The sequence below is a fragment of the Nocardia jinanensis genome (assembly GCF_014645735.1).
GTDB lineage: Bacteria > Actinomycetota > Actinomycetes > Mycobacteriales > Mycobacteriaceae > Nocardia > Nocardia jinanensis.
Window position 1 is genome coordinate 784374 of the sequence record NZ_BMMH01000002.1, and the last position, 22193, is coordinate 806566.

Genomic DNA, 22193 nt, shown 5'->3' on the forward strand with positions numbered 1-22193 from the left:
CATAGCGCTCACTCTCGGCCGAGGAGGGTGCCGCGCTGCTCGTCCAGTACCGACCGGATCGCCGCGACCACCGCGGCGACTTCCGGACGGCGCAGCGTCTCGGCACGGGCGACCAGCCAGTAGCCGAGAGTCACGGCCACCGAATCCGCCAGGACGCGTACCAGATCGGGGTGACGGTCGGCCATGAAACAGGGCAGCAGGCCCAGTCCGGCGGATGCGCGCGTCGCCTCGACGTGCACAAAAACATTTGTCGAGGTAACGGATTCGCGCATACCGGGGACGAATCCGGAGGCCAGGTCGAGGTCGTCGACCCGGAGCATGGAATCGATGAAGTACACCAGCGGGTACCCGGCCAGATCCTCGACCGTCGCGGGAGCATCGTGTTCACGCAGGTATTCGCTGGATCCGTAGAGGCCTAGACGGTAGTCCGCCAGCTGAGTGGCTGTTGCCCGGCGCACCTGTGGCTCGCCGACGACGATCTCGAGATCGAGCCCGGAACGATGTTGCGACGCCCGCCTGGTGGTCGCCACGATCTCGACCGCCACGTTCGGATGATCCCGCCGCACCCGTGCCGCCGCGGGCGCGGCGATATAGGCGCTGAAGCCGTCGGTCGCCGAGATCCGGACCACGCCCTCCAGTAGCCGGTTTCCGTCCGCGTCCGCCGCGAGCGATTTCACCGCCGACTCCACCGCCTCGGCCGCGGCCAGCGCTTCCCGGCCGAGATCGGTCAGTTCCCAGCCGCCGGTCACCCGCGTGAGTACCCGGCCGCCGAGGGTCTGCTCCAGCCCGGCGATCCGCCGGGAGATGGTGGTGTGGTTCAGGCCGAGTTCCTCGGCCGCGGTCACGAATCGGCCGGAACGCCCGACGGCCAGGAGTACCAGAAGGTCGTCCGCGCTGGGACGACCCGAAAACGCCGTGCTCATATCTGCATTTTTGCACATCACTGCTGCGGAAGTGGTCATTGCGGCGCCTTACCTCTGCACGAATACTCGAGACAGCCGTTTATTGTGGGGGCCGTCACATCGAGTCCGACGTGTGGCCCCAGGCACGAAGGAGTAGTGCGATGAGGGAGCACACCGCCGGGTCCGACCCGGCCGGAGCGAAGGACGCCGATCCCGGCGGGACGGCCGGGGGTCTGCGGCGCGTGGTGGCCGCGTCGATGGCGGGCACCGTCGTGGAGTGGTACGAATTCTTCCTCTATGGCACCGCCGCCACGCTCGTGTTCAGCAAGGTGTTCTTCGCCGCGGGCACCAGCGATCTCGACGCGATTCTCGCGGCGTTCGTCACCTACGCGGTCGGTTTCGCGGCACGCCCGCTGGGCGGCGTGGTCTTCGGCCATTACGGCGACAAGTACGGCCGCAAGAAGCTGCTGCAACTGAGTCTCGTCCTAGTGGGCGCCGCGACCTTCCTGATGGGTTGTCTGCCCACCTTCGGGCAGATCGGATACTGGGCGCCGGCCCTGCTGGTGACCTTGCGTTTCATCCAGGGTTTCGCGGTGGGCGGCGAATGGGGCGGCGCCGTACTGCTCGTCGCCGAACACAGTCCGAGCCGCAGCCGCGGTTTCTGGGCCAGCTGGCCGCAGGCGGGGGTTCCCGCGGGCAATCTGCTGGCCACGGTGGTGCTGCTGGTGCTGACCTCCACACTGTCCGACGACGCGTTCCTCAGCTGGGGCTGGCGTGTCGCGTTCTGGTTGTCGGCGGTGGTGGTACTGGTCGGCTACTACATCCGCACCAAGATCACCGACGCACCCATCTTCGTCGCGGCGCAGCAGGAAGCCGAGGCCCTCGAGGCCACCTCGCTGAGCGTTGTGGAGGTGCTGCGCCGCTACCCGCGCGGCGTGCTCACCGCGATGGGACTGCGTTTCGGCGAGAACATCATGTATTACCTGGTGGTCACTTTCACCATCACCTATCTGAAGGTGGAGGTGCACGCCGACACCACCGAGATCCTGTGGTGGCTGCTCGCCGCGCATGCGGTGCACTTCATGGTGATCCCGCTGGTCGGCAACCTGTCCGACCGCTTCGGCCGGCGCCCGATCTATATGGTCGGCGCGCTGACCGCGGGCACCTGGGGTTTCTTCGCCTTCCCGATGATGGACAGCGGTAACCACGTGATCATCCTGTCCGCCATCATCATCGGTCTGGTCTTCCATGCCTTCATGTACGCCGGGCAACCCGCGATCATGGCCGAGATGTTCCCGACCCGGATGCGTTATTCCGGTGTGTCCCTGGGCTATCAGGTGACCTCGATCGTGGCCGGATCGCTCGCGCCGATCATCGCCGTCAAGCTGCTCGACACCTACGGTTCCGCGGCACCGATCGCCTGGTATCTGGCCGGCGCGGCGGCGGTCAGCGCTGTCGCGGTAGTCGCCGCCCGCGAAACGAAGGGGCTGGCCCTGGAGAGTATCGACCGCGCCGACGCCGAGAGCCTGGGCGCGCGCACCGACGAAGTGTCGGCACGATGAGCGATCTGGCGGGGCGTAGCGCCCTGATCACCGGCGGCGCGAGCGGTATCGGCGCGGCGTGCGCCCGGGCGCTCGCGGCCCGCGGCGCCAATGTCACGGTGGCCGATATCGACGAGGCCGGCGCCGAAACCGTGGCCCGGGAGGTAGGCGGCATACCGTGGACCGTGGACCTGCTCGACGTGGCGGCACTGGAGGATCTGGCACTCGGCACCGACATCCTGGTGAACAACGCCGGGGTGCAGCACATCGGCCCGATCGAGCAGTTCGCGCCACAACGGTTCCGCGCTCTGCAGACGCTGATGGTGGAGGCACCGTTTCTGCTGGTGCGCGCTGCCCTGCCGCATATGTACCGGCAAGGGTGGGGGCGAATCGTCAATATCTCCTCGGTGCACGGTCTGCGGGCCTCCGCGTACAAAGTCGCCTATGTGACTGCCAAACACGGGCTGGAGGGGTTGTCGAAGGTGACCGCGCTGGAGGGCGGCCCGCACGGTGTGACGAGCAACTGCGTCAACCCCGGCTATGTGCGCACTCCGCTGGTGGACGAGCAGATCGCGGACCAGGCTGCGGCGCACGGCATCCCGGAGCAGGAGGTGCTGGCGAAGATCCTGCTCACCGAGAGCGCGATCAAACGTCTCGTCGAACCGGACGAGGTCGCCTCCCTCGTGAGCTGGCTCGCGTCCCCCGAGGCCGCGATGGTCACCGGCGCGGCCTACACGATGGACGGCGGGTGGAGCGCGCGATGAGGGCACGCTCCACCCGCGCGGGTGGCCCGAACCGCTGATCACCAGTTCCACTGCCAGGGAGAGACATGATGCGACCGCTGTGGGTGCCGACCGAACAGGATGTGGCCGACGCCAGGGTCACCGATTTCGCGCGATTCGTGGCCGAGCGCACCGGGGTGCGCGCCGACGGCTATCACGCGCTGTGGCGGTGGTCGATCGAGGATCTCGCCGGGTTCTGGCATGCGCTCTGGGACTACTTCCAGCTCGGTGAGATCGGCGGCGAGGTACTGGCACGGGCGGAGATGCCGGGCGCGCGCTGGTTCCCCGGCACGAGGCTCAACTACGTCGATCACGTGGTTCGCCGGATACAGCCCGACCGGCCCGCGATCAGAGCGGTCGGCGAGGACGGCCCGATTCGCGAGATCTCCTGGGCGGAGCTGATCGACCACACCGCCGCCCTCGCCCGGACGTTACGCACCCTGGGCGTCCGGCCCGGCGATCGCGTGGCGGGATATCTGCCGAATATCGCGGAGGCGGTCGTCGCGTTCCTCGCCACCGCGAGCCTCGGAGCGGTCTGGAGCGCCTGCGGCCAGGACTATTCGCCGAAAGCCGCGCTGGACCGGCTCGGACAGCTCGAACCCACGGTCCTGATCACCGCCGACGGCTACCGCTTCGGCGGCCGGGCCCACGATAAACGCGACGATATCGCCGCGATGCGAGCGGGCCTGGACTCGCTGCGGGGCACGGTCGTGGTTCCCCGGCTCGGCCTCGGCGTGCCGGGCACGATGTCGTGGGACGACGCGATCCGCGCCGGCACCGGGCCGCCGGACGCGATGATCACCACCGAACCGGTCGATTTCGACCATCCGCTGTGGATCGTGTTCTCCTCGGGCACCACCGGCCTGCCCAAGGGCATCGTGCACGGACACGGCGGTGTATTGCTGGAACACCTCAAAGCCGTGGCGCTGCACTTCGATATCGGATCCGAGGACACATTCTTCTGGTACACCAGCCCGAGCTGGATGATGTGGAACTTCCAGGTCGCGGGGCTGCTGGCCGGGGCGACCATCATCACCTACGAGGGCAGCCCCACCGCGCCGGCCCCGGACGCGTTGTGGCGAATCGCCGCCGATGTCGGTGCCACCGTTCTGGGCGCCAGCCCCGGCTACGTGCTGGCCTGCGGTAAAGCGGGATCTGTACCACGCGCCGAGCACGATCTGTCCGCGCTGCGCACCGTCGGCATCACCGGCTCCGCGCTACCGGCCTCCTCGGCGTTGTGGCTGAGCGAGAACGTCGGCGAACACGTCCAGGTCTCCTCGATCAGCGGCGGCACCGATGTGGTGTCGGCGTTCGCCGGCGGCGTGCGGACCGTGCCCGTATGGCCGGGCGAGCTGTCGGCACCCTACCTCGGTGTCGCGCTCGACGCCTACGACCCGGCCGGGCGGCCGGTGCGCGGCGAGGTGGGCGAGCTCGTCATCACCGCACCGATGCCGTCGATGCCGGTCGGCTTCTGGCGCGACGAGGACGGGAAGCGTTATCACGAAGCGTATTTCGATATGTTCCCCGGCGTGTGGCGGCACGGCGACTGGATCACCGTCACCGATCGCCACAGTGTGATCGTGCACGGCCGTTCGGACTCCACACTCAACCGGCACGGTATCCGGATGGGTAGCGCGGATATCTATCAGTCCGTCGAACGGCTGACCGAGATCGCCGAGGCACTGGTGATCGGCGTCGAACAACCCGACGGCGGATACTGGATGCCGTTGTTCGTGGTGCCGGCGCCCGGTGCCGAACTCACCGGAGAACTGATATCGCGCATCGCCGCCACCATCCGCACCGAGGTATCACCCCGCCACGTCCCCGACGAGATAATCCAGGCCCCGGGTATCCCGCACACCCGCACGGGTAAGAAACTGGAGGTACCGATCAAGAAGCTGCTCCAGGGCGCCGACCCGGACCACGTCGTCGACCGTAGCGCGGTGGACCACCCGGACCTGCTCGACTGGTATCGCACGATCCGTCCGAGCCGGGGCAGCTGAGACTGCTGCGCGAAGGCTCGCCGCCGGCCCCGGGCGTAGCAGGACTCGTGCTCCTGCGGCCCGGGGCCGATGTCATGCGGCGATCAGACCTTCCCGAACCCGCTCACCCGGCGGGAGGGACGAATTCGGGCTGGTCGAGCAGGCGCAGCCAGCTGCCGTCCGGCTGACGCCGGACAACCTGTGCCCGGGCGCCGGTGCCGTCCTTCGGCGGGGTGGAAGTGAGCGCGATATCTCCGCTGTGCAGTGTCGGCAACGGCGATTCCGGCTCGAAGTGGGGACGTCCGGACAGGACTTTCTCCCACAGCACGCGGATCGCTTCCCGCCCCACCGTCCGGCTGCCGGGCGGGTAGGCCAGGACCGCGTTCTCTTCGTACAGCTCGGCGACACCGGCCGCGTCACCGGCGTTGGATCGTTCGACGAACAAGCGGGTGAGGTCCTCGGGACGCAGGGCCTTCTCGTATTCCGCCACAGCTTTTCCTCCTGATCGTTCTGTTTCGGTACCTTCCCAGCGTGCTCAGCCACGACCCAGAAGTCCAACAGATACTTCTGATATAAACTATGATCAGAAGTTGTGGAATTGAGGCAGCTCGAATACTTCGTCGCGGTCGCCGAGGAACAGAACTTCACCCGGGCGGCCGAGCGGGTGCACATCAGTCAATCCGGTGTCAGCGCCCAGATCCGACAGTTGGAACGAGAGCTCGGCGCCGACCTGTTCGACCGGACGACCCGCACCGCGACGCTCACCGTGGCGGGAAAGGCCGCACTCGACCACGCGCGCGCCGCGCTCGCCGCCGCCGCGGCGGTGGGTCGAGCGGTCGGCGAGGTCACCGACCTGATCCAGGGCACACTCACCGTCGGAATGGTCATGGGCTGCACCATCACACCGCTGTTCGACGCTCTGTCCACGTTTCACCGCGCCCACCCCGGTGTCGAGATCTCGCTGTCGGAGGACAACTCCGACCGGCTCGTCGACGCGGTACGCGCCGGTGTCCTCGACCTCGCTCTCGTCGGCACGGCCACTGCCACACCGGAGGGATTGCCCGCGCTGACCGTCGCCAGCGAACGAATCGTCGCGGCGGTCCCCGCCGGACATCCCTTGGCGACACAGCCCCGAGTGACTCTGCGCGAGCTGTGCGCCCACCCGCTCGTCTGCATGCCGGCCGGCACCGGACTGCGTGCGGTACTCGACCAGGCCTGTGCCGCACAGAACCTCCGGCCCGTGATCGCGCTGCAGGCCGGTGCGGCGGACACCATCGCAGATCTCGCCACTCGCGGTCTGGCCGTCGCCGTCCTCAGCGACTCGATGGCGGCACACTACAGCGACCGGCTCAGTGCCCGCCCCATCGTCGATATCGAGATTCCCGCACTGCTCGCCCTGGTCTGGCAGCACACACACAATCCGGCGATACGCGAATTCCTCGCCCACGGCCGCCGGGCATTCACCGGGCCATTCCCCGACGCCGGTGTCAGGCCTCCCAGCGGGTCAGCGGATCGTGCCGGTCCCGGCGATCAGCGGCAGATCGAGCGCGGTCACCCAGCCGGGCGGTAGGTTGTTGACGGCCGGGACGGCATTGAGCGCGCGCATACCGGTCGCCAGGCACCCCGCGATCGCCGGAGTGCGGCCCGAGCCGTCGGTGAACCGGAACGAGGTCTCCTGCGAAATCGACGGGGAGCCCAGGATATCCACCCGGTAGACATCGTCGCGGATGCCCGAAGGCCAGTCCGGCGCGGCGTCGAGGCCGATCCGGTTGACGTGTTCGAGTGTGATCACCTCCCGGTCGTGGTGAATACCGTTGACGGTGAACCGGATCGCCGCGACGGTCCCCGCCCGGACCGTGCCCTTCGCCGACGGACGATCCACCGGCGTGACCCACTTGTCCCAGGTGGTGGTGATGCGCTCCAGATCTATCCCGGCGGCCTCCGCGATCATGGGCACCGTCGGACCCCACGCCATGATCAACAGATCGGGGTGTTCGAGCAGGGCGGTGTACTCCGGCGGTTTGCCGATGCCCATCTCGAGTTCGTAATCACCCTCGTAATCGGTGTAGTCCAGCAGCTCCGAAGCACGCACCGACTGCACCTCACCGCACAGCCCCATCAGGGTCATCGGGAACAGATCGTTGGCGAAACCCGGGTCGATACCTGTGGTGAAACAGGACGCCCCGCCGGTGGCGCAGGCTTCGGAGATCGGATCGCGCCAGACACCGGGGATCTTGTCCATCGACGGCCACACCCAGGGCGTCATGGCGGTGGAACACACATCGATCCCGGCGCGCAGGAAATCACCGATGACCCGGATGTTCTCGTCGGCGAACTGGGCGGTGGGGCCGTAGTGCACCACCGCGTCGGGCCGCAGGGCGATCAGCTCGGCGACCGAACCGGTCGCCGATATTCCGGTTTTCGGTGCGCCACACAGGTCACCGGCATCCAGACCGATCTTCTCCGGATTGCTCACGCCGACCCCGACCAGCTCGAACCGTGGATGGCGCAGGATCTCGGCCAGCACCATCGATCCGACGGTGCCGGTGCCCCACAGCACGATTCGTTTCCTCGCGTCCGTCACGGTTCCTCCTTACGCGGTCAACGGTGGAATTCACCGCAGTCGACGGTCAGCATCTGCCCGGTGACCGCGGTGGCCAGATCACTGGCCAGGAAGAGTGTCGCGCGGGCGACTTCTTCCGGTCCGGCGAGTCGCCGCAGATCGGTAGGCGCGGCTTTCTCTCGATAGATGTCCTCGTGAGTGACCCCGGCCTGCGCGGCCAGCCAATCGAAATACGCCTTGTTGATGTCCTCGTACACATACGACGGCGCGACGCTGTTGACCCGGATTCCGCGCGGTCCCAGCTCTGTCGCCAGCGACGAGGCCAGATGCGCCAGTGCGCCTTTCGACAGTTTGTAACCGGAGTATTCGGGCTGCGAGCTGTAGGACACGCACGAATTGAGCATGATGACAGAGCCCCGCGACGCCGCGAGCGCGTCGGCGAACAGCGCCGAAAGTCGCAACGGCGCGAAGACATTCGTCTCGTTGGCCGTGCGCAACGCGGCGAGATCGATCCCGGTGATCGGGTCCATGGGCGGAATGGCGAAGGCGTTGTTGATCAGGCAGTCGACCCGGCCGAATTCGGCCACCACCCTTTCGGCCAGTCCCGCGCGCTGCTCTTCATCGGTGATATCGGCCGGGATCGGTAACACCGTCCGGCCGTCGGCGCGGATCTTCTCGGCCAATCGCTCGAGTTTGCGTTCGGTACGGCTCACCAGCACCAGGTCGGCGCCCATTCCGGCGGCCTCCACCGCGAGCGCGGTACCCAGACCGGGGCCGACACCGGAGATCACGACGACCTTGTCCTGCAGCAGGGGTACCGGCCGATATATCCGATCGGATGTGGCGACTGCGGGGTCAGCGGGCACATCTCCTCCTCCGAGCACCAGCGGTTACACGGTGTAACGGCTTTGTTGTGACAGACTGTAACGACTCCTGCTCATTCGGACAAGGACGGATTCGGTGACCGCACGCCATCGTCTGGGCCCGCACCGCGACCCCGCGGTGGACCGGGCGGTACTCGAAGCCGCGCGCGACCTCCTGGTCGAACGGGGTTACGCCGCCACGTCCATCGACGCGATCGCCACGCGCGCGGGTGTCAGCCGTCCGGCGATCTACCGGCGCTGGCCGTCCAAGGCACACCTGATCGCCAAGGCCGTGTTCCCCGATGTGAGCACCGACGAGGTCGCGCCCGATCTGGTCAGCGAGGTGCGCACGGTGATCCGCGGCACGATTCAGCTGTTCGGTTCGGCCGAGGCGCGCGCGGCCATGCCCGGACTGATGGCGGATATGCGCGCGGATTCGAACCTCTACCAGAAGCTTTCGGCACGGCTGGATTCACCGACCCGCAAGGAACTGTCGGGCTACCTGTCCTCGGGGCGCACTTCCGCGGGACCCGTACTCGATTCGAATACGCTGCTGGACACGATCGCGGGCGCGGCCTTGTTCGCCATGTGTATCCGCGATATCGACGACCTGGACGGTTTCGCCGAATCGCTGGAAGATCTGCTGCTCCACGGTATCGCCGGGCGGAACGCCGATTCCGCCCGGCCCGGGGAGGCCGGCCCCGAAGGCGACGACGCACCGGCGGCTCCGTAACCGCTCGCCCCGGGGCCGCCGCGTCCGACGGACCGGCCGGTGTCACCTACCGCCCTACCGCGGAGACGAAGTTCCTCACTGCGTGCGGGCGATGACGCGCTCGGCGAAGCGGGAAAGGTTCGCGATCTTGGTATCGACGGTTTCGGTGTCGTGGTCCCGCGTGTAGGGATTGCGGAAGCCGACGATGACGTCGGTGACGCCCTTGTCCTCCAGCCGCCTTATGCCGTCGACGGTGAAACCGTCGACCGAGATGACATGCACCTCGAAATCCGCACGGGTGTCGTATTCCTTGCGCAGCGCGTCGAGTTCGGCGAGCAATCGGTCCAGTTCCGCCGGATCGCCGCCGGCGTGCATCCAGCCGTCACCGCGCCGGGCGGCGCGGCGTAGTGCGGGCCGGCTGTGCCCGCCGATGAGCAGCGGAATCGGCTCGGTGGGCACCGGCGAGATCTTGATCGGCGGCAGATCGTAGAACTCGCCGTGGAATTCGAAGTACCCGCCCGCGGTGAGCCCGCGGACGATATCGAGACATTCGTCCATCCGCTTGCCGCGTGCGTCGAACGGCACATCGAGGATCTCGAAATCGTCCGGCCACGGGCTGATCCCGACGCCCAGTCCGAGCCGGTTACCGCTGAGCGCCGCCACCGATGCCGCCTGCTTCGCCGTCAGCACCGGGGGCCGGATCGGCAGCTTCAAGACGAACGGAGTGAACCGCAGCGTGGTGGTGGCCGCAGCCAGCGCGGCGGCGAGAACGAAGGTTTCGATGAACGGCTTGTCCTCGAGGAACTCCCGGCCGCCGTCCGGCGTGTAGGGGTAGGTGGCATCGGAGTCGCGGGGGTAGGCGACGCTGTCGGCCAGCGCCATCGAGGTGTACCCGGCGGCCTCGGCGGCCTGCGCCAACGGTATGTAGTAGGACGGGTCGGTCATGGCCTCTGCGTAGGTGAACCTCATGAGCCGGCCTTTCTGCGGATCCGGTCCGCGTGTCTGGCGGGGTGGGCGCCCAGATTAGCCGTCCTACCCGATCTGTGGATCGGAAATTGGAACACGTGCTAGTTTTCCGCCATGACGAAGGTGATCCTCGCACTGCACGTCACCGATCCGGAGACGCGGCTCTCGGCGCCCGCGTTCCGGACAGCGCTGGCAACCGGAGGAGCGACCGCGGTCCAGCTGAACCTCGACGACGCCGACGTCGCGCCGGCGGCGATGCGATTCGGCCCGGGCGAGCCGATCACCGCGCTCGTCTCGGTATGGACCGGCGGAGACCCTGCCGACGCTGTGCGCACTGTGGCCGACGCCGCGGAGGAATCCGCGCTCCACGCCTACCGCGTCCGTGAACATGTGCGTCTGGACCCGGTGCCGGTACCCGACGGCGTCCGTTGCGACGCTCTGGTCAATGTCGCACTACTGCGCAGGCCCGAATCGATGACCAGGGAGGAATACCTGCGCTACTGGCAGATCCACCACACGCCCATCGCCATCCGCACGCAGAACACCGTCGCCTATATCCAGAACACCGTCGAGGAAGTACTGACCCCGGCGACACCGGAGGTATCGGCCATCGTCGAGGAACATTTCCCCATGGCGGCGATGACCGATCCGCACGCGTTCTACGGCAGTCGCGGCGACGACCGGGAACTCGACCGCCGAGTCACCGAATTGATGGCCAGTGTGGCCCGATTCGGCGCGGACACCGGCTTGGACCTGGTACCCACCAGCCGATACCACTGGAATCTCTGACTTCGCGCGGCTACGCCCCGAGGCGCGGGCCTGCGCCCGGCAGTTGCTCTGACCTGGTACAGATCGCGGCGAAGAAGCTAGTGCGGTGCGCCCACCCCGCACCCTCGGTTCGGTTCGCAAGGGCGAGGCCGTCCCCCAGGAGGTCGAGGGCGCACGGTCATCCGCGGGACGATCCGCCGCGGCCACCAGCCGGACCACCCGCGATGGCGGCGCGGCCGATGCGGGCCCGTTCCTGCAGCAGAACGGCGAAGCCGTCGAGGTGACGTGCCAGTCCGTACTCGAACAGTCCGTCGAGGTCGGCTGTCGTTTCTCCGGGTATCGCCGCGAGCAGGGGAAAACGCCCGGTGCCCAGAAGTTCGGCGGCGCGGGCGCGCGCCGCGGACTGCCATCCGTCGAGCGTGACACCGGTGTTCTGTTCCGCCTCGACTTCTTCCGCCGCGGACAGCGCCGCGGTGATGACGAGCGAGTGCAGGGTGAGGGCTTCGCGCATCCGGACCTCCACGGGAAGTCCCAGCCCGTCGAGCGCACGGAGTATCCATTCGGTCTGCGCCATCATATTGGGTGCCAGCACGGGGCGGGTGAAAGAGACGACCCTGGGCAGCCACAGATGCCGTCGGCACAGCTGCCACTGCAGGCGAGAGATCTCTTCGAGGTCGGCGCGCCACCCGCGGGAGCCCGGCTGCGGGAGGTCGAGCTCCCCGAAGACCGTGTCGGCCATCTGGGTCAGGAGTTCGTCCTTGTTCGCCACATGCCGGTACAGCGACATCGGGCCGGCACCGAGTTCGGTGGCGAGGCGTCGCATCGATACCGCGTCGAGCCCCTCCGAATCGGCGATGGCGATGGCCGCGGGCAGCAGGCGCTCACGGTGCGAGCCCCGATCGGCGGTAGGACCCGGCCGTCGCGACGTCCGTGTGGCACTCAGGTTCGTCGACAACGGATCGGCCGGTCCGCCCCGGCCGCCGGGCCCTCTGACAACCGTGCCCGAACCGACCTTCGCCTCGACCAGACCTTCCGCGCGCAGAGCCGCCGTGACCTTGGTCGCGGTGGCGACCGCGACCCCCCACCGCTGGGCGATCTGCCTGATCGAGGGCACCCGATCGCCGGGCCGCAGGTCACCGGTCTCGATCCGGGTGCGGATCGCCGCGGTGATCGCCTGATACGGCGGATCCGGATGCTGCGATAGCGCCGACATGGTTCCTCCAATGCTCCGATGCGGTGCACATCTCCTATCATGTGTACTAGTTCAATTGCAATTCGAACTAGTACACATTTCGGCGCCAAAAGTAAATAATTGCCAATATGGTCTGCCTATTCTGGGTGTTCAGGAAACGCCGTACGCGTACATCGTACTGGCATCAATCGCACAGTTGCCATCCCGTCCCCGATCCCGGGACCCGGCCGACGACCTCGACCAGACAGCAGGAGAAAGCGATGAAGAACTGGAACATCCTGATTTCCGGTACCGGGATCGCCGGCCCGGCCCTGGCATCTGGCTGCCCAGATATGGCTTCCACCCCACTGTGGTGGAACGCGCCAGGACCCCGGCTATCGAGGCCCGTGGGGCTGGACCAAAAGACCCTCGGTGCCGCACCGGCCACGGTGTTCGCCGTGGCAAGTGCGGCACCGAGGTAGCGGATATGGTCCCGGATATGTCAGCGGCCGATACATTCCGGCCGTTCCGGGCGGTCGAACGGATAGCGTGACCGGAATTCGACGGCAGCCTCGGCCATCGTCACGAACTCGACCCCGTCGAAGGATGCCCAACGGTCCAGCAGGCGTTCGAGCGCGAGGAGTACCTGCGGCCGTCCGGATACATCCGGATGCAGGGTCACCGGGACGACCGCGTAGTCCAGTTCCCGGTACACCCAGTCGAACTGGTCGTTCCACATCTGCTCGATATCGCGCGGATTGACGAATCCGTGCGAGTTGGGGTGCGCCTTGATGAACATCATCGGCGGCAGATCGTCGACATACCAGTTACCGCAGAACTCGACCAGATCGATTTCTCGCCCGTGCACGAGCGGTTTCATCCAGTGCGCGGCCGGCCCGGAGGTGTCGACGGGCGTCCAGGTGTCGCCGACTCTGGCGTAGAAGGGGACGAAATCGTTGTAGTTCTGCGAGTGGCCGTAGGAGAACCCGTACTCGGCGAGAATCGAAGCGGTGTGCTCGCTCATCTCCCACCACGGCGCGACATAGCCTCGGGGCGGGCGGCCGCACAGTCCCTCGATGAGTTCCACGCACTTGGCCATGACATCGCGTTCCTGCGCAGGGGTGAGCGAGCGCGGATTCTCGTGGCTGTACCCGTGCGCGCCTATCTCGTGTCCCGCCTCGACACACAACCGGGCCGGTGCGGGAAATGTCTCCAGGGAATGCCCCGGCCAGAACCAGGTGCTACGGATACCGCGCCGCTCGAGCAGCCGCAGCAGCCGCGGCACTCCGACCTCACCGGCGAATACGCCGCGTTGCATATCGTTGGGCGAATCCTGGCCGCCGTAGGAGCCCAGCCATCCGGCGCAGGAATCGACATCTATCCCGAGGGCCACCTGGATCTTCTTGTTCGTCATGCACCACGTCCTCTGCTGGTCGGCGGTCGAGGAGAACACAACGCTGGCCGGATGTTCGCGCGGAAGATACGGCCGGCAGCGGGCGCACCGGCCCTGCCGCGCTATCGCGGCCGGCCCTTCCGGGGCGGAGCATCCGAGCACTCATACGATAGGCCGCGTGCGGCGTACCGGCCGGAACGGCACTCGGTCCGCCGAATCGCCGGAAGGTCGGTGATCGGCCCGTCGGTGCGTGGTGCCACGGTCCGGAGCAGCGCCCCACACCGGGCCGCAGCGGCCCGGTCCGCAGCGATCAGCCGGGCAGCTGGTCGTCCACAGCAGTTCGCTCCCTGTCCCCCGCGAATCTGCTGAGCACGAAGCGCCGAAATGCCAGAGACGCCTTGGTGATCCGTGGTTCGGTCAGCCAGGTCAGCACGAGCTGCCGCTGCGCCAGGGCTCCCGATATCGGGATCTCGCGACACCCTCTACCCACCGCGACCTTCTGGTCGGAATGCGGAAGTATCGCGACACCGAGGCCGGCGGCGACGACCCCTCGAGCAGTCGTCGTGTCCTGGACCTGGAACCGGGCCCTGGGGGTGAACCCGGCTTGCCGGCAGAGGGTGTCGCTCAGCGAGCGCAGGCCTACTCCGGGTGTGAAGACGATGAAGTCCTCGTTCTGTACCTCCGACAGGTCCACCGACTTCCTGCTCGCTACCCAGTGCCCGGCCGGCACGGTGAGCAGAAGTTCCTGCGCCTGAATCGTTTTGGAGATGTACATCGATTCCGACGGCGCAGGCGAGACGAAGGCGAGATCGACTTCTCGCCGGCCGAGTGACCGTAGGCAGTTCTCCCGATTGTCCTGCATGAGCACGAAATCCACACCGGGGTGGTCAGCCCGGAATTCCGCGATGAGTTCGGGAACGAATCGGGCACCCAGGGTGTGCAGGAACGACAGGGTGACCGTGCCACGTGATCGTCCGCTCTCTTCACGAGCTTCCAGAATTCCGTGCTGGAACTCCTCCAGGCTGCGCCTGGCGAAGGGTAGAAGCCGGAGACCGACAGGCGTGAGGACGATATTCCTGCCTTCCCGCCGGACCAGTTCCAAGCCCAGTTCGCGCTGGAGCCGAGCGAGCATGCGGCTGGCGGTCGGCTGGCCGATCCGCACCCGATCCGCCGCCCCGGTCAATGTCGACCAGTCCGCGAGTCCGACGAAGACGGCGAGTTCGGGCAGCAGGGACCGCACGCCGTGGTCGAGGAGCTCGTCGAGGTCCCGCGCACCACCCGTTTCCATGACGAAAAGCATATCTCACCTATCATTCATGCAATTGTGCAGCGATTGCGCTCCGGTCTACCTTGACCGCCGTGAGCACACCGACCCGCGCACTCGAGCCGGCGGAAGGCGATGCCGGCGCCGGCACGCTGCTCCGCCGAGGCGAGGCGCGCTACCGGATGCTGCTCCTGGCCCTGTTCGCGGCCGGTGTCGTGACATTCGCGCAGTTGTACGCGCCGCAGAGCGTGCTGCCCCTCATCGAGGCCGAACCGGGCTGGGACCTGTCGGCTTCCCAGGCCGCTCTCACAATCTCCGCGGCCACTTTCGGTCTCGCCGCATCCGTCTTGGTCTGGGCGGTCCTCGCCAAACGTTTCGGCGCTTTCCCGATCATCTGCGCGTCGTTGACCCTCACCACGGTCATGAGCTTCGCCGTCGCCGTGGCACCCGATTTCGGCGTCCTGCTGGCGATCCGCGTCCTCCAGGGCATCGGCGCCGCGGGCATGGCGGCGCTGGCCGTGGCCTACATCGTCGAACGGGTCAGCCCCCGCGACGTCCCGGTCGTCGCGGGGATATATGTATCCGGCACCACGATCGGCGGCCTGTCCGGCCGTATCGCGGGAGCCGCGCTGGCAGGTGTCGCGGATTGGCGGGGTTCCCTGCTGGGTGTGGCGCTGATATCGCTGCTCTTCGCGGGTCTGTTCATTTACGCGGGCTGGAGGTCCCGCCCCCGACCGGCCACGGAGGCGGGTGCCACCCCCTCGGCCGATCACGCGGTAGCGACCACCACCGCCACCGATCTCGTCGAATGCCTGACGCACCGGCCGGTGGCCGGGCTCTACCTGCTGATCTTCGTCCTCATGGGCAGCCTGGTAGCCCTGTACAACTACTTCGCCTTCCACCTCGCGGACCCGCCTTACGATCTGTCCGCCGCCAGGGTGGGCCTGTTCTACTTCGCCTACCTCGGCGGGACCGTGGGCGCCCGGCTCGCCGGTTCGGCTGCCGGACGTTTCGGACGCGGCACAACGCTCGCCGTCGCGGTCACGCTCATGCTCGCGGGCGCCGGGGTGACACTGCTCGACGAGCTCGGCGCGCTCGCGGCCGGACTCCTTCTCTTCACCACTGCCTTCTTCGCGGCCCACGCGGTGGCATCGGGCTGGGTCGGGCAGATCGCCGGGCCGCAGCGGAGTGCCACAGCCTCCGCCCTGTACTCGCTCTTCTACTATGCGGGCTCGGCGGTGCTCGGCTGGCTGTTCGGTTTCCCGTACGAGCATTTCGGCTGGACTATCTTCGTTCTCGTGTTACTGGGCGGCTGTATCGCAGCGGCCCTCCTCTCCTGGGCGCTGCTGCGATCGACGGGCCCGGGCTCCGCACGGTCCGGTGTGTCCTGATCGAACCGGCCCGCCCGGCGCCCGTTACCCTCGACCAGCCGCCGCCCGCGTTGTTCCGGCCGGGCCGGATACGCCAGAGGAGGCCACACCGGAACTACGTCCGCGGCCGCGAGCCCGGCGCCCGGAGCGATCGTGCCTGCAGGGCCAGATACAGCAGGGCCGCATCCGCCGGTGCCGCGAACGCCGTACCGGTGAGCCGTTCGATCCGCTCGAGACGATGCAGGACTGTGTTCCGGTGCAGGTGCAGGCGCTCGCCCACCGCCGAGGTGGAGCCACCGAGTTCGTACCAGGCCGAGGCGGTCTGCACGAGCAGATCGGCCTCGCCGGGAGGGAGCCGATCGAACGCGGAGAGCATCTCGGAGAAGACATCTGCGGCGAGTGCGGGATTCGCGGCGATCAACGCCCGCGACGGCGAGGAGGCGAATATATGGACCCCGGTGTCCGTCGGACTCAGGCACCGGAACGCGAGGCGCGCCTGGTCCAGGGCAGCGGGCGCAGCCGCGAGATCGGTGAACTGCCGGCTGGCCCCGGCCCTCGCCTGCGCGGTCCGCAGCGCGCTCGCGAGCGTATCCGGCGAGAACATGGCAGCGAGAGTGACCCGTTCGCCGGTGAGCAGGGCTTGGACGGTGGTCACCCCGGTCGTGGTGAATCGGATCTCACCGACCAGGACAACCAGTGCGGCTCGGTGGGGCAGACGCATCCTGCTACCCAGTTCTTCGCGTTGCGCCGAGGGGAAGCCGGGGTCGAGAAGCGCCCGCAGCAAACCCTGCTCGGGACGGTCCGTCCCGGCGGCGACCACACGCCGGTAGGTTTCGGCGGCGGCGACGGAGTATTCGTCGACGGTGGCCCAGACCAGGGTGGACAGCCGGGGCAACGTGCCGCGATCGTCCGGGCCGGCATATTCGACGATGATCTCCCAGAATGCCAGGCCCGCGACGCGGAAGGCGTGCAGCAGACTTTCCAGCGGAATACCGCGCTCGGCCTCGAGTCGTCCGGCGCGCTGTGCGGGCGCGAGTGAGTACGGCGCCTCGGCGAGGGCATCCAGCCAGGCCGCACAACTGTCGGCGACAAGGCCCGCCAACTCGTCCTGTGCGAGCGCGGCATTGCCGTAGTCGGTGTCGTCGTGCTGGATCCGGGCGGTCACCGAATCGGCGATCGCACTCGAATCGGCCCGCAGGTCGCCCAGCAGCCGCGAATGATCAGCGGGTGTGTCCTGGCTCACTGCCGCCAACCTAGCGTCGATTGTGCGCGAGCACAACGAGTCACGACAAGTGGTGGCTTCCGCCCATCGCCAGGACGGATAGTCCTCTCCGATACTGGGTTTCCCCGATCGACGCGGAAGGAGCGCGCCGGTTGCGCGGGCCGGCTGAGCCGGTCGCGGCCGACCGGAATCGTCGCCTCCGCAGTCCGCGCGAACCGGGATCGTTCCTCGCCGTCACGCCTCGGAGGTGCCCGTGACCACTACCACCCGCGAACTGTTCGAGCGCTACCACGCCCGCTGGGTCGATCGCGACCCCGACCGGATCGTCGAACTCCACTCCCCCGATTCGATATTCCACCTGCACTCCGGACAAGAACCCGCCCGTGGCCGGGCCGCCATCCGGGAGGCCGCGGCGAATACGTTCGCCCTGGTTCCGGATCTGACTTCCATCTGATCTCGTTGCGCACCGGAGCGGACTTCTGGGTGGTGCAGTGGCAGTTGACCGGCCACTCGGCGAGCGGTCGACCCGTCCGCGTAGACCTCGCGGACTACGTCCTGGTCGAGGAAGGCGCGGTCGAGGAGAAACATTCCTATGTCGACGGGGTCGCCATGCAGGCAGCGCTGGCCTGAAGACCATCGAGCTCGCCGGGAAGCCGGTCCGAAGTGCCGCACCGGGACCGTCCGCCGACAGCTCCTGACCGGCGATGATCCGATAGGCCGAGGTAGCGGGGCGCGGCTGTCCGGCCACACCTCGCTACCACCGCACGGCTCTAGGCGCCAGGTGCCGGTGCTTCCGTTCCGAGGTTCTGCGGCTGCAGGGACCGGTGCCCGGCGACCCGGTCGGCCAGCTTCTCGAGCCGGCTCACCTGGTCCCCCGACAATTCGACCGTGCGGGCGCCGGCGTTCTCACGGACGTATTCGGGATGGCGGGTCCCGGGAATCGGCACAACATCGGTACCCCGCCCGAGCACCCAGGCGAGTGCCACCTGGGACGGGCGGATCTCCAGTTCCTCGGCCACCGCGGCGACCTCGGCGGCCAGCGCGCGATTGGTTTCGAAATTCTCCTCGGCGAATCGCGGGTGTGCCGCGAGCTGCTCCTCGATATCGTCGCGCGAGCGCACGGTACCGGTCAGCCAGGCCCGCCCGAGGGGCGAGTACGGGACCAGCGCGATCCCCAGTTCCCGCGCCACCGGTACGGTCGAACTCTCGATATCACGGCTGAACAGCGACCATTCGCTCTGGATCGCCGCGATCGGGTGGACCGCGTGTGCGCGGCGGATGGTGTTCGGACCGGCCTCGGACAGTCCGATGTACCGCACCTTGCCCGCCTCGACCAGTTCTTTCAGCGCTCCGACCGTATCCTCGATCGGAACCGTGGGATCCACGCGGTGCAGGTAGTAGAGGTCGACGTGGTCGACATCCAGTCGCCGCAGCGAGGCGTCGATGGCGGACCGGAGGTATTCCGGCCGCCCGTCGATCCGGGGATCCGGATTGGTGGCGCGGTCCAGGGGATTACCGAACTTGGTCGCGACGACCGCCTGATCACGGCGACCCCGCAACGCCCGGCCGAGCAGGATCTCGCTGTGCTCGGGGCCGTACACGTCGGCGGTATCGAAGAACGAGATCCCGGATTCCAGGGCCGCGTCGACGACCTTGTGCGCGGCACGCTCGTCCTGCGGTCCCGCCCCGGCCCGGAAGCTCATGAATCCGACACCGATCGGCGAAACCCATGGTCCGTCGGTGCCGAGCCGGCGCTGGTCGGTCATTGTTGTCCTCGAATTGTGTTGGTCGACAGGTATTCAACCGTCGTGTTGCCGGAAATTGTCGCGGAGGGTGGTACCCGTGTATTCGCGCCGATGGACGCCGCGCTCCCACAGCAGCGGCACGATATGCTCGGCGAATAGGGGCAGCGACTCCACGAATACCGTGAAACCGTCCGCGGCGCCGCGCTCCACCCAGCCGATCAGCTCGTCCGCGATCGACTCGGGCGTGCCGAACACCCGCCGATGGCCACCCCCGCCGAGCACGATGAATCTGCGCAGCGTGAGACCCGGGTTGTTCGCCGCCAGATCGACCCCGCCCCGCGCGAACCCGATCGAACGGGTACTGCCGGTCACCGCGACCTCCGGCGGTACCGGTCCGTCGAGGTCCACGGTCGCGGGGTCGAGATCGAATCGGGACAGGAAACGATGCAGGACATCCGAATCGTCCAATGCCTGCTCCGCCTCGTGCAGCAGTCGCTCGACCTCGCCGGTGGTACTTCCGATGGTGCAGAAGATACCGGGTAGTACGAGTACCTCCGCCGAGTCGCCGCGCCGGCTCCTGGCCTCCTTGTTCAACCTTTCCCGGTAGTCCCGGGACGCCGCTTCGCCGAGTCCGACCGAGAAGACGGCGTCGGCGAATTGCGCCGCGGTGTCGATCCCCTGATCCGACCCGCCGGCCTGGAAGACCACCGGCTTGCCCTGACGGGATCGTGGTAGCTGCAACGGCCCGGCTACCGAGAAGAACTCGCCGTGGTGATCGATCGGAGCGCGCCGCAGACCGTCGAGATCCCACACTTCGGTGACATCGTCGCGCCACGAGGCCCACAGCTTGTCGACCACTTCCGTGAATTCCTGTGCGCGGCGGTATCTCTCCTCCCGGGGCGGGGGCGTGCGCAATCCGAAATTGCGGGCCACGGCCGGATCCATCGTGGTGATGATGTTCCAGCCCGCGCGGCCGTGCGAGATGTGGTCGATCGACAGAATCGACCGGGCCAGCGCGTACGGCGTTCCATAGGTGGTCGACGCCGTCGCGACGAGACCGATGTGCTCGGTCTCGCGTGCGAGCGCGGGCAGAACCACCAGCGGGTCGAGGTAGGCGAATCCCCTACCGTCGGGCCCGATTCCCTGCGAATCGGCGAAGAACACGGCATCGAATCTCGCCTGCTCGGCGAGTCGCGCCGAGCGGACGAAGTCGTCGATATCGATGAACGGGTGCGATCCGTCCGGGGCCTGTAGCGGACCCGGAATCAGGTTGACCGTGAGGCGGATATATCGACTCATACGCCTGCCTTCGGAATCGAGTCGACCAGTGTCGCGGTGTACTCCCCCGCCGGATTCGAGAACACGTCCGCGGTATCGCCGTATTCCTGGACCTCACCGCGCCGTAGCACGGTCACCGTATCCGCCAGCTGCCGCACCACGCTCAGATCATGGGAGATGAACAGGTAACTGACGCCCAACCGGGCCTGCAGATCGACCAGAACCTCCAGGATCTGTGCCTGCACGGTCACATCCAATGCCGATGTCGGCTCGTCGAGTACGAGCACCTTCGGGCTCAGGCCCAGGGCCCGCGCGATGGCCACGCGCTGCCGCTGCCCGCCGGAGAGCCGGCGGATTCCGCGGGTCAGGAACGACTCGTCGAGACCGACGAGATCCAGGACCTCGATCACTCGCTCCCGCCGCTGCGCTCTCGACCCGACGCGGTAGCGCACGAGCGGCTCGGCGACGAGCCGTCCGACCGTGTACGTGGGGTCGAGCGAGTGGAAGGGATTCTGGTACACCAGTTGCAGATTCCGGCGCGCATCGCGGAGCTCACGGCGGCCCAGGTGCGAGATGTCCCGGCCGCCCACCAGTACCTGCCCCGAGTCCGGCTCCAGCAGTCGCAGCGCGATCCGGGCGAGAGTGGATTTTCCCGACCCGGATTCACCCACGAGGGCATGCGTACGGCCGGACGGGATGTCGAAGGACACACCCTTCAGCGCCTGCGTCCGGTGCGCACCGACCTGGAACACCTTGTGCACATCGATCACCGTCAAGGCAGCCTCGTCGTCCGGCTCGGCACGACCGGCCTTCGCGGCAGCGAAGCGGTCGGGATCGATACTCGGAATATCACCGATCAGTGTGCGCGCGTAGTGCGATTCCGGTTCTCGGAGCACCTCCCACGAGGTGCCCGCCTCCTCGACCCGGCCGGAATTCAGCACGACGATCCGGTCTGCCCGCTCGGCGGCGAGCGAGAGGTCGTGAGTGATCAGCAGTACGGACAGCCCGTGCCGGTCCTTCAGCCGGTCGATGAGATCCAGGATCGTCTTCTGGATGGTTACGTCCAGCGCGGAGGTCGGTTCGTCCGCGATGACAAGGGCGGGGCGCTGCGCGATCGCGATCCCGATCAGGACACGCTGGAGCTGACCGCCGGAGAGCTGATGCGGATACGAGTGCAGCGCACGCTCGGGATGGGCGATGCCCACCGAGTCCAGTAGGTCGACCGCCTGGTCGTGGAAACGACCGGAGTGAGCGTATTCGGGCAGCCCGGACGACCGGAAGGCTTCGAATATCTGGCGGTCGATGCGCCGTACCGGGTTCAGCGACGAGGTCGGGTCCTGCGGCACGAAACCGATCTCGCGACCGCGGATACGGCGGACATCGCGTTCCCGCAATCGGAGTATGTCGCGACCCTGGAACTCGGCGGTGCCGCCGACCGCCACCCGGTGGTCCAGCAGTCGGAGGATCGCGTTCACCACTGTCGATTTTCCGGACCCGGATTCACCGACGATCGCCACCGTGGTGCCGGGCCGCACGTCGAACGACACCCCCGAGACCGTCGGCGTCTCCAGCTTCCCGCTGTAGGACACCGCCAGATCGCGCACGGTGAGCAGCGGTGCCGGAGTCGTCGCCCGATCGGAATCGACCTGCAGGTCTGCTGTCGCTGTCATA

Annotated in this window: 21 protein-coding genes; 9 read left to right on the forward strand and 12 right to left on the reverse strand. The window is 67.4% G+C overall.

Translation table 11 applies throughout. The features are described from left to right. Positions 1-8: 8 nt before the first annotated feature. Positions 9-923, reverse strand: a complete 915-nt coding sequence (locus IEY68_RS08100; RefSeq protein WP_229718659.1) for a LysR family transcriptional regulator — start codon at positions 921-923, stop codon at positions 9-11. A gap of 140 nt (positions 924-1063) precedes the next feature. On the opposite strand from IEY68_RS08100, the gene IEY68_RS08105 reads away from it, so the two are divergent. The 3 genes from IEY68_RS08105 to IEY68_RS08115 all read left to right on the forward strand — a co-directional run bounded on the left by IEY68_RS08105 (position 1064) and on the right by IEY68_RS08115 (position 5228). Next, positions 1064-2464, forward strand: a complete 1401-nt coding sequence (locus tag IEY68_RS08105) for an MFS transporter (protein ID WP_062996502.1) — start codon at positions 1064-1066, stop codon at positions 2462-2464. Further along, a complete protein-coding gene (locus IEY68_RS08110) occupies positions 2461-3207 on the forward strand; it encodes a 3-hydroxybutyrate dehydrogenase (RefSeq protein ID WP_062996500.1) in 747 nt (248 codons plus the stop codon). The genes IEY68_RS08105 and IEY68_RS08110 overlap by 4 nt, the downstream gene beginning before the upstream one ends. 65 nt (positions 3208-3272) lie before the next feature. Then, a complete protein-coding gene (locus IEY68_RS08115) occupies positions 3273-5228 on the forward strand; it encodes an acetoacetate--CoA ligase (RefSeq protein ID WP_062996498.1) in 1956 nt (651 codons plus the stop codon). A gap of 103 nt (positions 5229-5331) precedes the next feature. Here IEY68_RS08115 and IEY68_RS08120 read toward each other — a convergent pair whose 3' ends face one another. Next, complete coding sequence (locus IEY68_RS08120) at positions 5332-5697, reverse strand: YybH family protein (protein ID WP_062996496.1); 366 nt, start codon at positions 5695-5697, stop codon at positions 5332-5334. Positions 5698-5799: 102 nt separating this feature from the next. Between IEY68_RS08120 and IEY68_RS08125 the strand changes: the two genes are divergently transcribed. Next, a complete protein-coding gene (locus IEY68_RS08125) occupies positions 5800-6777 on the forward strand; it encodes a LysR family transcriptional regulator (RefSeq protein ID WP_189094126.1) in 978 nt (325 codons plus the stop codon). Here IEY68_RS08125 and IEY68_RS08130 read toward each other — a convergent pair. Next, positions 6712-7737, reverse strand: a complete 1026-nt coding sequence (locus tag IEY68_RS08130) for an NAD(P)H-dependent amine dehydrogenase family protein (RefSeq protein WP_062996792.1) — start codon at positions 7735-7737, stop codon at positions 6712-6714. The two genes, IEY68_RS08125 and IEY68_RS08130, sit on opposite strands and share 66 nt — an antisense overlap. Before the next feature lie 71 nt (positions 7738-7808). Beyond that, entirely contained in the window at positions 7809-8636 is an 828-nt protein-coding gene (locus IEY68_RS08135; protein WP_229718660.1) for an SDR family oxidoreductase, read from the reverse strand. Positions 8637-8730: 94 nt separating this feature from the next. Here IEY68_RS08135 and IEY68_RS08140 point away from each other — a divergent pair, with 94 nt between their 5' ends. Continuing rightward, the gene (locus IEY68_RS08140) at positions 8731-9366 is read left to right on the forward strand and encodes a helix-turn-helix domain-containing protein (protein WP_062996494.1); all 636 of its coding nucleotides are present in this window, start codon (positions 8731-8733) and stop codon (positions 9364-9366) included. 75 nt (positions 9367-9441) lie between these two features. Here the strand turns inward: IEY68_RS08140 and IEY68_RS08145 are convergent, their stop codons facing one another. Further along, the gene (locus tag IEY68_RS08145) at positions 9442-10314 is read right to left on the reverse strand and encodes a TIGR03619 family F420-dependent LLM class oxidoreductase (RefSeq protein WP_062996492.1); all 873 of its coding nucleotides are present in this window, start codon (positions 10312-10314) and stop codon (positions 9442-9444) included. A gap of 111 nt (positions 10315-10425) precedes the next feature. Between IEY68_RS08145 and IEY68_RS08150 the strand changes: the two genes are divergently transcribed. Continuing rightward, positions 10426-11100: an EthD domain-containing protein gene (locus tag IEY68_RS08150; protein WP_062996491.1), complete on the forward strand. Its 675-nt coding sequence runs from the start codon at positions 10426-10428 to the stop codon at positions 11098-11100. 157 nt (positions 11101-11257) lie between these two features. On the opposite strand, the gene IEY68_RS08155 is transcribed toward IEY68_RS08150, so the two are convergent. The 3 genes from IEY68_RS08155 to IEY68_RS08165 all read right to left on the reverse strand — a co-directional run bounded on the left by IEY68_RS08155 (position 11258) and on the right by IEY68_RS08165 (position 14931). Further along, positions 11258-12292, reverse strand: a complete 1035-nt coding sequence (locus IEY68_RS08155; protein ID WP_063916202.1) for a TetR/AcrR family transcriptional regulator C-terminal domain-containing protein — start codon at positions 12290-12292, stop codon at positions 11258-11260. A 460-nt stretch (positions 12293-12752) separates the two neighbouring features. Then, positions 12753-13664 carry a polysaccharide deacetylase family protein gene (locus IEY68_RS08160; RefSeq protein ID WP_062996489.1) on the reverse strand — a complete coding sequence of 304 codons (912 nt, stop codon included), beginning with the start codon at positions 13662-13664 and terminating at the stop codon, positions 12753-12755. Positions 13665-13953: 289 nt separating this feature from the next. Beyond that, positions 13954-14931, reverse strand: coding sequence for a LysR family transcriptional regulator (locus IEY68_RS08165; RefSeq protein ID WP_063916214.1), 978 nt, complete (start codon positions 14929-14931; stop codon positions 13954-13956). 71 nt (positions 14932-15002) lie between these two features. Here IEY68_RS08165 and IEY68_RS08170 point away from each other — a divergent pair, with 71 nt between their 5' ends. Next, positions 15003-16298, forward strand: coding sequence for an MFS transporter (locus IEY68_RS08170; protein ID WP_189094127.1), 1296 nt, complete (start codon positions 15003-15005; stop codon positions 16296-16298). 94 nt (positions 16299-16392) lie between these two features. On the opposite strand, the gene IEY68_RS08175 is transcribed toward IEY68_RS08170, so the two are convergent. Further along, positions 16393-17520 (reverse strand): helix-turn-helix domain-containing protein, encoded by a 1128-nt coding sequence (locus tag IEY68_RS08175; protein ID WP_062996485.1) that lies wholly within the window; start codon positions 17518-17520, stop codon positions 16393-16395. A 232-nt stretch (positions 17521-17752) separates the two neighbouring features. Here IEY68_RS08175 and IEY68_RS36020 point away from each other — a divergent pair, with 232 nt between their 5' ends. Continuing rightward, positions 17753-17953: a nuclear transport factor 2 family protein gene (locus IEY68_RS36020; protein ID WP_229718661.1), complete on the forward strand. Its 201-nt coding sequence runs from the start codon at positions 17753-17755 to the stop codon at positions 17951-17953. A gap of 5 nt (positions 17954-17958) precedes the next feature. Continuing rightward, entirely contained in the window at positions 17959-18129 is a 171-nt protein-coding gene (locus IEY68_RS36025) for a hypothetical protein (RefSeq protein ID WP_229718662.1), read from the forward strand. A 140-nt stretch (positions 18130-18269) separates the two neighbouring features. Here the strand turns inward: IEY68_RS36025 and IEY68_RS08185 are convergent, their stop codons facing one another. Genes IEY68_RS08185 through IEY68_RS08195 form a run of 3 tightly spaced genes read right to left on the reverse strand, consistent with a single transcriptional unit; the run spans position 18270 to position 22192 of the window. Next, positions 18270-19265 carry an aldo/keto reductase gene (locus tag IEY68_RS08185; protein ID WP_062996483.1) on the reverse strand — a complete coding sequence of 332 codons (996 nt, stop codon included), beginning with the start codon at positions 19263-19265 and terminating at the stop codon, positions 18270-18272. Between the two features lie 33 nt (positions 19266-19298). Continuing rightward, positions 19299-20543: an NtaA/DmoA family FMN-dependent monooxygenase gene (locus tag IEY68_RS08190; protein ID WP_062996481.1), complete on the reverse strand. Its 1245-nt coding sequence runs from the start codon at positions 20541-20543 to the stop codon at positions 19299-19301. Continuing rightward, complete coding sequence (locus tag IEY68_RS08195) at positions 20540-22192, reverse strand: dipeptide ABC transporter ATP-binding protein (RefSeq protein WP_062996479.1); 1653 nt, start codon at positions 22190-22192, stop codon at positions 20540-20542. The genes IEY68_RS08190 and IEY68_RS08195 overlap by 4 nt, the downstream gene beginning before the upstream one ends. Position 22193 lies beyond the last annotated feature (1 nt).